General features: G+C 33.5%; 11 protein-coding genes and 4 pseudogenes. 6 read left to right on the top strand and 9 right to left on the bottom strand.

Annotated features, from left to right (window positions below; genetic code table 11):
- The first annotated feature begins 20 nt into the window (after positions 1-20).
- Positions 21-1,933 (top strand): annotated as a pseudogene (locus tag ADIWIN_RS12465) (OmpA family protein).
- 160 nt (positions 1,934-2,093) lie between these two features.
- On the opposite strand, the gene ADIWIN_RS12460 reads toward ADIWIN_RS12465, so the two are convergent.
- The 3 genes from ADIWIN_RS12460 to ADIWIN_RS12450 are packed head-to-tail and all read right to left on the bottom strand — an operon-like array spanning position 2,094 to position 3,617.
- Positions 2,094-2,573, bottom strand: coding sequence for a GNAT family N-acetyltransferase (locus tag ADIWIN_RS12460; RefSeq protein ID WP_020897541.1), 480 nt, complete (start codon positions 2,571-2,573; stop codon positions 2,094-2,096).
- 25 nt (positions 2,574-2,598) lie between these two features.
- Positions 2,599-3,156: a YciI family protein gene (locus ADIWIN_RS12455; RefSeq protein WP_020897540.1), complete on the bottom strand. Its 558-nt coding sequence runs from the start codon at positions 3,154-3,156 to the stop codon at positions 2,599-2,601.
- Positions 3,144-3,617 (bottom strand): CYTH domain-containing protein, encoded by a 474-nt coding sequence (locus tag ADIWIN_RS12450; RefSeq protein WP_020897539.1) that lies wholly within the window; start codon positions 3,615-3,617, stop codon positions 3,144-3,146. Before ADIWIN_RS12450 ends, ADIWIN_RS12455 begins: the two co-directional genes overlap by 13 nt.
- Positions 3,618-3,670: 53 nt before the next feature.
- Between ADIWIN_RS12450 and dinB the strand changes: the two are divergent.
- A pseudogene (gene dinB / locus ADIWIN_RS12445) lies at positions 3,671-4,782 on the top strand (DNA polymerase IV).
- A gap of 122 nt (positions 4,783-4,904) precedes the next feature.
- Here the strand turns inward: dinB and pyk are convergent.
- The 5 genes and pseudogenes from pyk to ADIWIN_RS12420 form a co-directional block, all read right to left on the bottom strand.
- A complete protein-coding gene (pyk, locus tag ADIWIN_RS12440; RefSeq protein ID WP_040757220.1) occupies positions 4,905-6,347 on the bottom strand; it encodes a pyruvate kinase in 1,443 nt (480 codons plus the stop codon).
- A gap of 1 nt (position 6,348) precedes the next feature.
- Entirely contained in the window at positions 6,349-6,828 is a 480-nt protein-coding gene (locus ADIWIN_RS12435; protein ID WP_020897536.1) for an IPExxxVDY family protein, read from the bottom strand.
- Between the two features lie 132 nt (positions 6,829-6,960).
- A pseudogene (gene rnc / locus ADIWIN_RS12430) lies at positions 6,961-7,700 on the bottom strand (ribonuclease III).
- A 6-nt stretch (positions 7,701-7,706) separates the two neighbouring features.
- Positions 7,707-8,957 carry a beta-ketoacyl-ACP synthase II gene (fabF, locus tag ADIWIN_RS12425; RefSeq protein WP_020897534.1) on the bottom strand — a complete coding sequence of 417 codons (1,251 nt, stop codon included), beginning with the start codon at positions 8,955-8,957 and terminating at the stop codon, positions 7,707-7,709.
- Positions 8,958-8,970: 13 nt separating this feature from the next.
- Entirely contained in the window at positions 8,971-9,204 is a 234-nt protein-coding gene (locus ADIWIN_RS12420; RefSeq protein ID WP_020897533.1) for an acyl carrier protein, read from the bottom strand.
- Between the two features lie 180 nt (positions 9,205-9,384).
- Here ADIWIN_RS12420 and purN point away from each other — a divergent pair, with 180 nt between their 5' ends.
- Positions 9,385-9,951, top strand: coding sequence for a phosphoribosylglycinamide formyltransferase (purN, locus tag ADIWIN_RS12415; protein ID WP_020897532.1), 567 nt, complete (start codon positions 9,385-9,387; stop codon positions 9,949-9,951).
- Positions 9,952-10,053: 102 nt separating this feature from the next.
- Positions 10,054-10,689: pseudogene (locus tag ADIWIN_RS12410) on the top strand (ribonuclease H1 domain-containing protein); the annotation flags it as partial.
- A gap of 166 nt (positions 10,690-10,855) precedes the next feature.
- On the opposite strand, the gene ADIWIN_RS12405 reads toward ADIWIN_RS12410, so the two are convergent.
- A complete protein-coding gene (locus ADIWIN_RS12405) occupies positions 10,856-12,424 on the bottom strand; it encodes a T9SS type A sorting domain-containing protein (RefSeq protein ID WP_020897530.1) in 1,569 nt (522 codons plus the stop codon).
- A gap of 389 nt (positions 12,425-12,813) precedes the next feature.
- Here ADIWIN_RS12405 and ADIWIN_RS12400 point away from each other — a divergent pair, with 389 nt between their 5' ends.
- Positions 12,814-13,518, top strand: coding sequence for a phage tail-like protein (locus ADIWIN_RS12400; protein ID WP_020897529.1), 705 nt, complete (start codon positions 12,814-12,816; stop codon positions 13,516-13,518).
- Positions 13,519-13,742: 224 nt separating this feature from the next.
- A complete protein-coding gene (locus ADIWIN_RS12395) occupies positions 13,743-14,669 on the top strand; it encodes a PfkB family carbohydrate kinase (RefSeq protein ID WP_020897528.1) in 927 nt (308 codons plus the stop codon).
- Positions 14,670-14,711 lie beyond the last annotated feature (42 nt).

Here is a 14,711-nt window from a genome sequence, read left to right as displayed (position 1 = left end):
TCAGTTAAGCTAAAACAATTATGAAAAACTATAGAATATTATTATTGATTACATTGATGAGCGGCTTTTACTTAACTGCTCAGAATAAAGATACCAAAAAAGCAGATAAGCAATTTGCACAATACGAATTTGTAAAAGCTATAGAAAGCTATAATAAGCTCGTAGATAAAGGTGAAGCTGATGCTTATGTTTACGCACAACTTGCTGAAAGTTATTATAACATCTTTAATACTGAAGCTGCTGAACGCTGGTACGCCAAAGCATTGGAGACATCAGATAAGCCAGAGATGGTATATAAGTATTCACAAATGCTAAAAGCAAATGGTAAGTACGAAGCATCTAATGCGCAAATGGAACGTTTTGCTTCAATGCGTCCTTCTGATCATCGTGCTGCAGCATTTAGAAAAACCCTAATTACCTTCCTAAAATATTAGAACAAGGTAAAAAGTTTAATGTTCAGAATGCTGACTTTAACTCTGAGCAGTCAGATTTCGGTGGGATTATGAACGATGGTAAATTATACATTACATCTGGTCGTAACGATAGTCGTAAAACTTATGGATGGAACGATCAACCGTTTTTAGACATTTATACAATTACTAAAAATACAGATGACACCTACCAAGAAGCTGAGTTAGTGAATAACAAAATTAATACTAAATACCACGAAGGTTTAGTATCATTTTCACCAGATGGTAAAACCATGTATTTTTCTAGAGAAAGCTTTTATGAAAAAGATTTTCAAAAAGATTCTTTAAGTAATAGAAAATTTAGTCAAGTTTATTTATTTAAAGCTACAAAATTAGGTAAGGACTGGGATACTGTAGAAGCGTTAGCGTTTAATAGTGAAAACTATTCAGTTAAAAACCCAGCAGTAAGTGCAGATGGTAAAACATTATACTTTGCTTCAAATATGCCAGGTGGTTTTGGTGACTTTGATATTTACAAAGCAGCAATAAACGATGATGGTACTGTAGGTGAAGCAGAAAATTTAGGTCAAAAAGTAAATACAGAAGGACAAGAAATGTTCCCTTACATCAGTAGTAATAATACGCTTTACTTTTCATCAACAGGTCATTTAGGTCTTGGTGGATTAGACGTTTTTTACACAAAGGAAATTGACGGAAAAATGGCACCTATCCGTAACCTTGGTATTCCTATCAACAGTAACGGAGATGATTTTGCATTCACTATTGATGAAGAGAGTGATGAAGGGTTTGTATCTTCTAATAGAGATGGAGGAAAAGGTAGTGATGATGTGTATACATTTAAAAAACTACAACCACTTTGCGACGTATTAATCACTACAACAGTATTAGACGATAAAACTCGCGAACCTCTAAGTGGTGCATCTGTTTCTTTATTTGATGCCGAAGGAAATAAAGTAGTTTCTAAAACAACGAACGCAGAAGGTGTTGTTGAATTCATTGTAGAATGTGAACAAGATACCGAGTTAGAAGTTGTAATTGATGGCTTTGATAGTAAGAAAGTACAGGTAAAAGGTACTAACGAAGAAGAAAATAATGTTCAAATTTCTTTAGATCCTATTGAGAAGCTAATTGCAGCGGAAACTATTGATTTAGCGCCAATTTTCTTCGATTTTGATCAGTCTAACATCACAGCTCAAGCAGCTTTTGAGTTGGATAAGTTAGTTCAAATCATGACGAAATATCCTAATATGGTTATTAAAGCAACATCACATACAGATAATAGAGGAACAGATTCTTATAACAATGCACTTTCTGAGCGTAGAGCAAAAACTACGGTCCAGTATGTCATATCTAAGGGTATCGATGCATCTCGTATTTCTGGAGAAGGTAAAGGGGAAACTGAGCCTAAAGTAGATTGTTCAACAGGTTGTACCCAAGAACAACATTCTGAAAACAGACGTTCTGAGTTTATTATTGTTAGCGGAACACTTGCTGCAGAATAAACAAAATCTTATTATAATAACATAAAAAAAGCTCTGAATTACTTCAGAGCTTTTTTGTATTTAACGGTTTCGTGAATTGAAAGGTTGCACTTTTGCATGTAAGGAATTTATGAAGGAAACTCAGACGTAACAAAAAAATATAACAATCTTTGTTTAATAATTAATCCAGTATTTTTGACACACGTGGTTCGCTGTAATTATTTTTTAATTCCATATGTAATGTTGGGTATGGTTTTCCAGAAGCATCCAATTCAGAGCGTTTTATAGTTTTAAACCCACAATGTTTGTAAAACCCTACTGCCTGCTCATTCTGTTCATTGACATCAACTTTTTTCACATTTAATTGGTTAATTGAATAATTTAATAGCGTTTTTCCAATGCTTTTCCCTCTATATTCAGGGTGAATAAATAACATTTCTAAATTTTGTTCAGCAACTCCAAGAAAACCAACTATTTTTTTATCATTATTTTTGATGCATCTTAACTCAACCACATCTAAATACGTATTTAAAATTAAGGGTTTAAAATATTCAATATCTTCTTCTTTTAGGAAGTGATGCGTTGCTCGAACTGAAGATTCCCAAAGTTCAACTACACTTTCATATTCCTTTTTTTCTATTTTATATATTGTATTCGTCATTTGTTCTAATTACCGCCAACATTTGTTATCGCAAATTATAACCTTTTGCTGCCCACCAAGGATGCATTTCAATTATCAATCGACCTGCTTTAACCATTGGATCCGAATTAGCTAAACTATCCGCCATTTTTTGTGTTGGCACATTATAAATAGTAATGCCTCTTATATCACCATCATCACCAAAAGGTCCTGAAATATCGGCATAACCTAAATCGTACATTTTCCCCAAATGTGCTAAATGCTCTTCTTGAAGTATCACAACTTCTTCTTCATTTTGGTTTCGAATTGGTCCATCTTTAAGAAACGCCATAAAGTATTGTTGCATTAATACAGTATCTTTTGTTTTCTCATTTACATAATCAAAAACTTTAAACCCTTTTGCAGTCAATTCCCCTTTTAAAACAGCAATAGACTGTTTTTCTACTTTAGGAGCTTCAGCTTCTTCAGCTTCTTCAGTAACTTTATCTTTAGGCTCTATAACAATTGGTTCCTCCTTAATACTTTCGGATTTAGCTTCCTCTTTGCAAGAGACAACGCCGAAAATAAAAACCAATAAGATTAGTACTCGTTTTAATGTTTCCATAGTTTATAAGGTGTTTTAATTAATAAAGAATTATAATATTTAAGATCTCCTGTGACTTCTTTACCCAGCCAATGTGGTTTTTTATACGATTCATTTTCAGAATTCAATTCAACTTCAGCAACAATTAAACCTTCATTATCACCATAAAATTCATCAATTTCAAAAATATGATCATTAGATTTTACTTCATATCGTGTTTTATCAATAATTCCTGGTTCACAAAGAAGTAATAAGGCTTCAGCATCGGATTTAGAAATTTCTTTCTCCCACTCAAAACGAGATAAACCATTGGCTGTAGATTTTCCTTTAACCGTTAAGTAGCCTTTGTCATTTTTTAATCTTACTCTAACTGTTCGGGCTTTATCACTATTTAAAAAACCCTGTTTTATAGAGTAGGACATATATGCTTCTGTTTTAAAAGCATCAGAGTTTACCAAAAATTTTCGTTCTATTTCAATCATCACAAGTCTTAATAATTATAATTTAAAAGGCATTTAATGCCTAAATTTACAGTATGATTAACGATTTACCAATAAGAAAGATAATTCATGTCGATATGGATGCATTTTATGCCTCTGTAGCGCAAATGGATAATCCGGAACTTAAAGGTAAACCGATTGCTGTTGGAGGTGGTGGCACACGGGGTGTTGTTAGTGCTGCGAGCTATGAAGCTCGGAAATTTGGAGTAAAAAGTGCCATGTCTGGCCGGTTGGCTATAAAACTATGTCCGGAACTGATTTTTGTAAAAACAGATTTTGAACGTTATACTGAAATTTCTAAACGCATTCGCAAGATTTTTTTAGAATATACGGATTTGGTAGAGCCATTGTCGCTAGATGAAGCCTATTTAGATGTCACAGAAAACAAAATAGGATTCCCTAGTGCGTCATTAATTGCTGAAGAGATAAGACAACGAATTTTTAACGAAGTTGGCTTAACGGCTTCCGCAGGTATCTCTATTAATAAATTTATCGCTAAAGTAGCTAGCGATTACAATAAACCCAACGGACAGAAAACAGTAAATCCAGAAGATGTCTTTCAATTTTTAGAAGATTTAGACATTAGAAAATTCTATGGTGTAGGCAAAGTCACAGCTGAAAAAATGTATCAAAAAGGCATTTTTACAGGAAAAGATTTAAAATTAAAATCCTTAGAGTATTTAGATAAAAACTTCGGTAAATCTGGACGCTATTACTATGATGTTGTACGCGGCATTCATTTCAGTGAAGTTAAACCCAACCGAATTAGAAAATCATTAGCAGCAGAACGAACGTTTAGCAAAAATCTATCTTCAGAAATTTTTATGCTGGAAAAATTAGAGCATATATCAGAAGAAGTTTCAAAACGACTTACTAAAAATAAAGTCTCTGGTAAAACCATAACTTTAAAAATAAAATATAGCGACTTTACGTTGCAAACACGAAGTAAAACGTTACCCTATTATGTAAGTGATACATCCATTATATTAGAAACCGCTAAAGATTTACTTTACCAAAATAAGTTGAATAATTCTGTTCGATTGCTAGGCATCTCTTTGTCTAATTTAAATACAGAAAAGCCTAAAAAACCCAAACCATCAGATCAAGAAAAAAAAGCGTTAGTGTTCAATTAAAATTTAGCTTTTAATTTTATATATAATTCTATGTAATAGGAATTCAGATTAAACCATACATTTTTCAACATAAAAAATGCAGTATCGTTTAACAACAATACTGCATTTCGTTTATCTTAATTATTAAGGCTAGTCTCTAAAAACTACAACTTTCAATTTCTGAAACTCGTAATGTATTTACCATTCCTTTATCTTGTATTGGCATTGCTGCTAAACTAATTAACATATCACCGACTTCTAAATACCCTTTTTTACATGCTATGGCATTTACATCTTCTATCGTTTCATCTGTGCTTACAAATTTGTCATAATAGAACGCTGTAACACCCCAAAGTAAACTAAGTTGCGTTAAAATACGTCTGTTTGATGTAAATACTAAAATATGAGCAGATGGTCTCCAAGCCGAAATCTGAAACGCTGTATAGCCACTATTTGTTAATGTAGAAATCGCTTTTGCATTAATCTCGTTTGCCATATTAGCCGCGTGATAACAAATTGCTTTAGTTATATAACGCTTAGTACGAATATGTGGAGGAGATTGTGGCACTTCAATAAGTGGTGAATCTTCTACACTTCGTATAATATTTGACATTTGACGAATGACCTGAACAGGATATTGTCCAACAGATGTTTCACCAGATAACATTACAGCATCTGCACCATCCATCACTGAATTGGCAACATCATTAACCTCTGCACGTGTTGGTGTTAAACTCGTAATCATGGTTTCCATCATTTGAGTCGCAATAATTACAGGAATTCTAGCACGTTTAGCTCTTAGCACTAACTGCTTTTGAATTAACGGAACTTCTTCCGCAGGAATTTCAACACCTAAATCACCACGAGCTACCATTAAACCATCACAATACGCAACAATCTTGTCTATATTTTCAACAGCTTCTGGCTTTTCTATCTTAGCTATAATTGGAATTTTATGATCACTATGTTGAGAAATCAACTGTTCTAATTCCATTAAATCTTCTGCATGACGCACAAATGATAAAGCGATCCAATCTACTTTTTGCCCAATGGCGAAAATAGCATCTTCAATATCTTTTTCTGTTAATGCAGGTTGCGAAATATTTGTATTTGGAAGGTTAACTCCTTTCTTCGATTTTAAAGGACCTCCTTGTATAACTCTTGCCTTTACTTCAGAAACTTGATCTGTAGATACAACTTCAAAAATTAATTTTCCGTCATCTAATAAAATCCGTTCGCCTGGTTTTGCGTCTTGTGGAAACTTATCATACGTCATGTAGACGCGTTCTTTTGTGCCTTCGAAACGTTCGCCTGTAGCAAAAATAATTTCGTCACCAGGATTTACAAATACTTCACCTTTCATAGTTCCAACACGTAATTTAGGACCTTGAAGATCTCCTAAAATTGAAGCGTTATAACCAAACTCTTCGTTGAGTTCTCTAATCATTTTAATACGTTCTTCAACGTCTTTATAATCAGCATGAGAGAAATTAATTCTAAATACATTACAGCCTTCATCTAGCATTGCTTTCAATACTTCTTTGGTGCTCGTTGCAGGACCTAATGTGGCTACTATTTTTGTTTTCTTGTTTGACATCAATTCAAAAAATTAAATGGTCTTTTGACCTTATTTTTAACGGATCTACCGTATAACTTGTTATAATTTGCGGAATGGCTTTTAACTTATTTAGAATACGATTTTCATCTACATTCTGTATTTCGTCTGAAATTTTAATAAAATAGTCTACCTTCTTAAATTCAGGAATTAAATGAAATGTTTTAAGTACTTTTTCAGTATCATTAAATAATGTTCCTGTACTGTGCAAACTATCTTCCTCCTTCTTACAGACGTTAGAAATTAAATTCCACATCACGTATTCTGTTTCATTATCCCATTCAAAAATACTGTATGAGGATTCTAAATATTTAAAGTCTATATCTGCATCCTTACGTTCTAACTTAAGCTCTAAATGCTTGTTCAGCAAATAGGCCAATCGATAATCTTCTACCCTACAATGAATCGCAATTAATTTATAGGAATCATCGTAGAAATCATCTACCTGAAGTTTGTGTAAAGCCATACAATTATAACTTTGAAGTGTAAATATAGTATAATAATAACGTAAGTTTATTAAGAAAATGCTAAGATTAGCTCTCAAAATCTACGAAAACGTTATAGTTCTGTTGATTTAATTCTGTTAAGAGATTAAATACTATTGTAGCTTAGTGATTTGATTTTGTAAAGCAAAAAATGCGCGTTTAGATGCCTTTTCTTCTGCTTTTTTCTTGGATGTTGCCCTAGCTTTAGAAACTACTTTATTATTTATCGTCAGTTTTACTGAAAAATGCTTTAACTCATCCTTACCTGTATCTTCATACACATCGTAATCAAAAGTATTCTTCTCTTTTTGGCACCACTCTATTAGTAAACTTTTATAGCTAATAACTTTACCTTCTAAAGATTCAATATCTACATGCGGATTAATAACTCGTTTGTAAATAAATTTTTCGCAAAAACGATAGCCTTTATCTAAGTAAATAGCACCAACTAAAGCTTCAAAAAGATTACCATGAATGTTATTTCCAAAATTAGATGTTGGAATTTTACTTTCAACAAGATTTATAAGTCCTAACTCTTCACCTAATTTATTAAGATGTTCTCTACTAACAACCTTAGAACGCATTTTTGTGAGATAGCCTTCATCACCATGCGGTACTTTTTCAAATAGATATGCAGCAATTACAGACCCTAGTATGGCATCACCAACAAATTCTAAGCGCTCATAATTAATGGTATTACCTTTATCGTCCTTTAAATTCATAGAACGGTGGGTAAAAGCAGTGATGTAGAGTGCTTTAGTCTTAGGTTTGAACCCAAGGATATCCTTAATTTTTAAAAAAAATTCCCGTCTTCTTGAGAACGGGAATTTAATATGTTACGAATGAAACTCATTCAGGATTAATCTAGTTTTTTAAATAATACACAGGCGTTGTGTCCGCCAAATCCAAAGGTATTACTCATCGCGACTTTAATATCTCGTTTCTGAGCTTTATTGAGCGTTAAGTTTAATTCTGGATCGATGTTTTCGTCAACCGTTTCGTGGTTGATTGTTGGTGGTACAATACCATGCTGCATAGCTAATATAGAGGCAATAGACTCAATAGCTCCAGCAGCACCCAACAAGTGACCTGTCATCGATTTTGTTGAATTAATATTAATGTTTTTAGCATGACTGCCAAATACTTCAGATATAGCTTTTAACTCGGCAACATCACCTAAAGGTGTCGAAGTTCCGTGTGTATTAATATGATCTACATCTTCAGGATTTAAACCAGCATTTTCTAAACAATTTTTCATTACCGCAACAACACCAATTCCGTCAGGATGTGGGGCTGTCATATGATAGGCATCTGAAGATAAACCTCCACCTACAACTTCTGCGTAGATTTTAGCTCCTCTTGCTTTAGCATGCTCATACTCTTCTAAGATAATCGCACCAGCACCTTCACCTAATACAAAACCGTCGCGGTTAGCATCAAATGGTCTAGAAGCTGTTTGTGGATCATCATTTCGCGTACTCATAGCATGCATAGCATTAAACCCTCCCATACCAGCGATAGTAACTGCAGCTTCACTTCCTCCTGTAATAATCACGTCACAAGTACCTAAACGAATTGTGTTTAAGGCATCGATCATTGAATTTGCAGAAGACGCACATGCAGATACGGTAGTATAGTTAGGACCCATAAAACCATATTTTATAGATATGTTTCCTGGCGCTATATCAGCAATCATTTTTGGAATGAAGAACGGGTTGAATCGGGGTGTTCCGTCACCAGCAGCAAAGTTTAACACTTCTTCTTGAAATGTTTCTAAACCACCAATACCAGCTCCCCAAATGACTCCGACTCTTAATTTGTTTACAGCGTCTAAATCTAGTTTCGAGTCTGCAATTGCTTCATCCGAAGCGACCATTGCATACTGTGAAAACTTATCCATTCGCTTTGCCAACTTTCTATCAATAAAGTCAGTAACCTCAAAGTTTTTTATTTCACAAGCGAACTTTGTCTTGAACTTTTCAGGGTCAAAATGTGTTACACGAGCGGCACCACTTTTACCATTAATAAGAGCATCCCAATATTCATCTATTGTGTTTCCTATTGGCGTAAGTGCACCTAAACCCGTTACTACGACTCGCTTTAATTCCATAAAATTTGAGTTATTATTTTGCTCCTTCTATATAAGAAACCGCTTGACCAACTGTAGCAATGTTCTCAGCTTGATCGTCTGGTATTTGAATATCGAATTCTTTTTCGAATTCCATTATTAATTCTACAGTATCTAATGAATCCGCTCCTAAATCGTTTGTGAAGCTTGCTTCAGTTACAACTTCGTTTTCATCAACACCTAATTTATCTACGATAATCGCTTTTACTCGTGATGCAATGTCTGACATAATTTTTTAATTTAAGTTTTAATTAGATGGCAAAAATAAAAACTTTATTTGAATATTCATCTTTACCGATAAAATGTGTTTTTAATTTAGTAAAAATAAACAGAAGTATTTTAAGTTATACCCTAATTGTTAATTATTATTCTTTTTTTGTTTGAATAATTTGAAGAAATATACCTGTAAATGAAACGTGTTGTAATTTTTGCGTCCGGAAGTGGCTCTAATGCTGAAAATTTAATTAAGTTTTTTCACAACAGCGATAATGCGTCTGTTATCCAAGTACTAACTAACAATCCTCATGCCAAAGTTTTGGATCGCTGTAAAAAACTAAATATTAGCGCCTTATCATTCAATAGGATTGCTTTCTCTAAGTCTGAAGATGTCTTAAACATCCTAAAAACATCTCAACCAGATCTTATTGTGTTAGCTGGTTTTCTCTGGAAGTTTCCAGAGTTCATACTCAAAGCATATCCTAATAAAGTGATAAATATACACCCTGCATTACTGCCAAAATATGGAGGAAAGGGTATGTATGGAATGAATGTTCATAACGCTGTTGTGGAAAATAAAGAGACCGAAACTGGCATTACGATACATTATGTAAACGAAAATTATGACGAAGGAGCCATTATTTTTCAAGCAAAATGCACTGTTTTGTCGACAGATTCAGCAGAAGATGTCGCTGAAAAGATTCATTTATTGGAAATGGAGCACTTTCCTAAGGTGGTTGAGAAAACATTAAATCAATAATTCAGATGTCATACTGAGCAAGTCGAAGCATCTTTTATAGATGCTTAATTCCGTTCAGAATAACACAAAGAGACTCCCGTTTTCACGGGAGGTAAACATGAGCAAAAAGAAAAAAAATATTATACCGTTTGGCAAGGCCATAAAAAAGGAGTCTTTAATACTTGGAACGCCTGTAAAGCCCAAATTAAAGATTACCAAGGCGCACAATACAAATCATTCGCTACGCGTGATGAAGCCGAAAAAGCATTAGAAGGGAATTACTTTGACTATATAGGAAAGAATAAATCGTTTTCGAGTGGACTTTCTGATGCTGAACTTAAAAAAATAGGTCTGCCTAATTATAATTCTATATCAGTAGATGCCGCTTCAAGCGGAAATCCTGGCATTATGGAATATAGAGGAGTGGATACAAAGACAAAAAAACAGCTCTTTATTCAAGGTCCTTTTGAACAAGGCACTAATAATATAGGTGAGTTTTTAGCCTTAGTTCATGGTTTAGCCTTTCTTAAGCAACATAAGAGCGAGCGTATTATGTATACAGATTCTAGAACCGCTATGAGTTGGGTACGCAAAAAAACGTGTAATTCGAAGCTAAAACGTAGTGCCAAAAATAAACCGGTTTACGATTTAGTAGATCGTGCAGTGCAGTGGCTAAAAACCAATGAATATACTACCACTATTGTAAAGTGGGAAACAAAGGCTTGGGGAGAGATTCCTGCGGATTTTGGCAGAAAGTAACAATGCACGCTGTATAATACTCTAAGTCGGCTAAAAACACCTTATTGAGATCACAGTGACTTTAGAATGTTACTTTATTTAATCTTAAAGAATGGTACAAAAAAAGGGTTAGTTATTAAATTAAGATTTAATAACTAACCCTTTAAAATTATAACGTTTCTTAAAATTATTTAAGAATCACTTTTTTGGTAAGTTCTTGTTTTCCATTAGTTAATTTAACCACATAGATACCAGCATTTAATTGTGTCGCGTCAATTTCATTTGTATGAGATCCTGTTTCTAAACTAGAGCCCATTACTAAACGTCCTAATGTATCATACACATCAACTTGTGTTGTTTCTAATAATTGACCTTTTACAAAAATCTTCTGATTAGCTGCATATAGATTTAAGCTGTTAAGCGCATTATCAATTTGAGACAATGTTGAATTACCAACTCTTAAATAAAACCGTCCAGTTCCTGCTAGCGTTGTATTTGCAACAAACGTATAATTACCTTCATTTAATAAGGTAAATGTATTTGTAAGATTATCTTCAAGATACACTTCAACATCGTTTGGCAACGTCGTATTCTCAATACTGAGCGTTACTTGTTGTCCTTGTGCTACTTTAAGCCCTAAAGGAATTACAACATCATTAACGTCTGAAGTCCCTAAACTTTGAATTGCCATACTTGTGCCAACATTATCTTCCACTAAATGCGAGTATAATGAAAAACTAAGTGAAGACTCTCCAAAAAGTCTGGCATCATAACCAGGATCTAATCCTATGCTAGAATTATTATTAAAATAAATCTCTGTCGCAAAGTTAGCGTTGGAGTGTTCTGCTTTTAACCTCAACATTTGATTCACATTTTCATCTCTTCCTGCTATAAAATCATCCTCACCACTAAACACACGCATCGAAGTGGTAAAGTTGATGTCATTTGGTGTAGTACCAGCATTAGCAACTAAAAATCCTTGGCCAGGTGCAATCTTCCACGTTGTATTTACTAAATCGTTTATTATAGTAAAGTTCCCTATAACCCCAGGTCCAGACCCTGCTCCATTATTATAAGCGTATATAGCTCCAGCCTCTTCATCTAAACTTGATGCATTTTCTGTTAAAAACGCTTGTGAATCTAAATAGGTAGGGTATGGATTTCCAACAGAGTTCCATTTATATTCCTCAGCTGTTGTTATACTAACCGTTTCTGTAACCTTAGAAATTGTACCTGTAAATCTTAAAGTGCCACCTAAATTAGTCGCTGCTCTATAACCAACAGCACGTTCTAAGACGTCTCCATTACCTACTGTAGCTGATGCATAGTTAGTGTAAGATCTGTTACCATTATCATAAGGACCAAAAGCATAAACAGAACCATTAGTTGGCATTGTTGCTGAATTTGTTGTTGAACCATAATCTGCACTATAATTTAAAAAATCACCAAAAGTGGCAACCGAAGTTTTAACTGGCAATGAAATTAAATCATTACCGCCATTTACTCCAGAAGTTCCTACAACATTGACATATCGGTCGTAATTAACTACTGTTGATGGAGTAATAGTCCCATCTAACATAACACTAGAAAAACTATCTGAAGTAGATTTAAGGTTTAATTCTGCTGCGGATAGTGTTGTACCAGCTGCAATTGAAATTGAAGTACCAGGAGCAACAGTCATTGTTTTTGATAAATCTTGAGCGTTAAGATTTAAACAATAAAGTATTGAAAATAATATTAAAAAATTGTATTTCATATGAGTTAAGTTTTAATGGGAACGCGCAATAAACGCTAATAATTCTTATTATTCAAATGAAACAATATTTAATTATACTCCGCAATAGACACTAATACATCTTAACCACTAAAATTCAATAGATTACAAAATATAAAATGAAAAACTAAGTATTTTATAATTTTTATCTAAATCTGAAATTCAAATTCAACCTTCGAATCTAATTTTACCGAATTAAAAACCACTATGTCAATAACATAACATCCTATATATTAAAAATATTAGTGTTTTTTCTACCTAAACACGGTTTATAAAGCATAACCGCTCATTTTTAAATAATTGTCTATGAAGTTTGATTCTTTAAATTTTTAATGTTTATTTGTCGCTAAATCCCCTTAATTATAACAAAAATGAAATCAAATTTAACACTAATAGGTCTATTTTTAATACTAACAACTGCATCTTTTGCTCAAGTAGGTATTGGAACAGACACTCCAGACGCATCAAGTATTTTAGAATTAAAAAGTACAGAAGCAGGACTATTATTACCTAGACTTACAACTGCAGAACGCGATCTTATTGCATCACCAGCAGAAGGTCTTACCATTTACAATACAACAACTCAGAGTTTAGAAATTTATACAGACAGTTGGAAACGTTTAACTGCTGAAGAAGAAGGCACACCATCTTTAACTATGTATAGAAATATAAATGGTGGAAGTATACCTACCACTAGTAATTCATCTAATTTCGATTCTTTCCCGTTAGGAGCTAGTCATACTACAAGTATCAATACCGATTATTTTCAAGTGGTAAGCAATGGAAAAATAAAGATTTTAAAAGCTGGAACTTATTTAATCAATGCAAGTTGGGCAACTAGAAATTTAGAATCTGGTAATGTAAAATACGTTTTTGGAGTATTTAAAAATGGAATCCGTACTGGATATTTAACAAGAGGTGTAGTAAACCTGCCTTCACAAGATTTTTTTGGTGCTTCAGGTACATTTCAACATGACTTTGCTGCAAATGATGTTGTTGATATTAGCTATTTCATAGGTAATACTGCGATTGCTGTAAGCGGAGACTTAATGCATATTGGTATTGTTAAATTATAATACTTTATAAAAAACTTACACAAAAAAGCCACAATGTAAAAATTGTGGCTTTTTTTTGTTTCAGAATTATAATGATTGCTAAACTCTTTTAGCAAATCTTAAACACTATTAAAAAGGTAGCAGGTTTACTTTAATAAGAATTATATCCCAATTGGAATGTCGCATTTCATGTTTCACAAGGAATATATTTTACGTAAATTTGCACTTTAATTCAAACTACTTTTATGAGTAAATTAGTAATTGTTGGTACTGTAGCCTTTGATGCTATTGAAACACCTTTTGGTAAAACCGATAAAATTCTTGGCGGAGCAGCAACCTATATAGGTTTATCAGCTTCAAATTTCAATGTAGATTCTGCAGCAGTTTCTGTTGTTGGTGGCGATTTTCCTCAAGAATATTTAGATCTTTTAAAAGATAGAAACGTTGATATTGAAGGTATCGAAATTGTAAAAGACGGTAAAACATTCTTTTGGAGTGGCAAGTATCATAACGATATGAACTCTCGTGACACGTTAACAACTGAGTTAAATGTCTTAGAGCATTTTAATCCTATTGTTCCAGAAAACTATAAAGATGCAGATGTTGTGATGTTAGGTAATTTACACCCACTTGTACAGCAAGGTGTGCTCAACCAAATGACTAAAAAACCAAAGTTAGCCATTTTAGACACTATGAATTTCTGGATGGACATCGCTTTAGATGATTTGCTTTCTGTAATTAAAAACGTCGATGTCATTACCATTAATGACGAAGAAGCAAGACAGTTAACTGGAGAATATTCTTTAGTAGTTGCCGCAAGAAAGATTCAAGAAATGGGTCCAAAATATGTAGTGATTAAAAAAGGAGAACACGGAGCCTTATTGTTTCATGATGATAATGTATTCTACGCTCCTGCTTTGCCTTTAGAAGAAGTGTTTGATCCAACAGGTGCTGGTGACACATTTGCCGGTGGTTTTGCTGGGTATTTAGCTAAAACGGGTGATTTCTCTTTTGAGAATATGAAAACAGCCGTCATCTACGGCTCAACGCTTGCCTCCTTCTGTGTCGAAAAATTTGGCACCGAGCGCATGCAAAATTTAACTGATAAAGAAATTTACAAACGTCTAGACCAATTTAAGAGTCTGACTCAATTTGATATAGAATTAACATAAACTAACGCGCTCAGAAATTGAGCGCGTTTTTTATTTCATATA

The organism is Winogradskyella psychrotolerans RS-3, from assembly GCF_000427335.1.
Taxonomy (GTDB): Bacteria; Bacteroidota; Bacteroidia; order Flavobacteriales; family Flavobacteriaceae; genus Winogradskyella; species Winogradskyella psychrotolerans.
Note: the sequence above shows the minus strand (reverse complement) of the source record. Positions and strands in the feature narration are given on the sequence as shown.

Bases quoted from the DNA above. Each gene is read 5' to 3' on its own strand.
- ADIWIN_RS12455 (WP_020897540.1), bottom strand. From the start codon at position 3,156: ATGGAAACATTAAAACGAGTACTAATCTTATTGGTTTTTATTTTCGGC.
- ADIWIN_RS12400 (WP_020897529.1), top strand. From the start codon at position 12,814: ATGAAATCAAATTTAACACTAATAGGTCTATTTTTAATACTAACAACT.
- ADIWIN_RS12450 (WP_020897539.1), bottom strand. From the start codon at position 3,617: ATGATTGAAATAGAACGAAAATTTTTGGTAAACTCTGATGCTTTTAAA.
- ADIWIN_RS12435 (WP_020897536.1), bottom strand. From the start codon at position 6,828: ATGGCTTTACACAAACTTCAGGTAGATGATTTCTACGATGATTCCTAT.
- ADIWIN_RS12395 (WP_020897528.1), top strand. From the start codon at position 13,743: ATGAGTAAATTAGTAATTGTTGGTACTGTAGCCTTTGATGCTATTGAA.
- ADIWIN_RS12420 (WP_020897533.1), bottom strand. From the start codon at position 9,204: ATGTCAGACATTGCATCACGAGTAAAAGCGATTATCGTAGATAAATTA.
- fabF (WP_020897534.1), bottom strand. From the start codon at position 8,957: ATGGAATTAAAGCGAGTCGTAGTAACGGGTTTAGGTGCACTTACGCCA.
- purN (WP_020897532.1), top strand. From the start codon at position 9,385: ATGAAACGTGTTGTAATTTTTGCGTCCGGAAGTGGCTCTAATGCTGAA.
- ADIWIN_RS12460 (WP_020897541.1), bottom strand. From the start codon at position 2,573: ATGACGAATACAATATATAAAATAGAAAAAAAGGAATATGAAAGTGTA.
- ADIWIN_RS12405 (WP_020897530.1), bottom strand. From the start codon at position 12,424: ATGAAATACAATTTTTTAATATTATTTTCAATACTTTATTGTTTAAAT.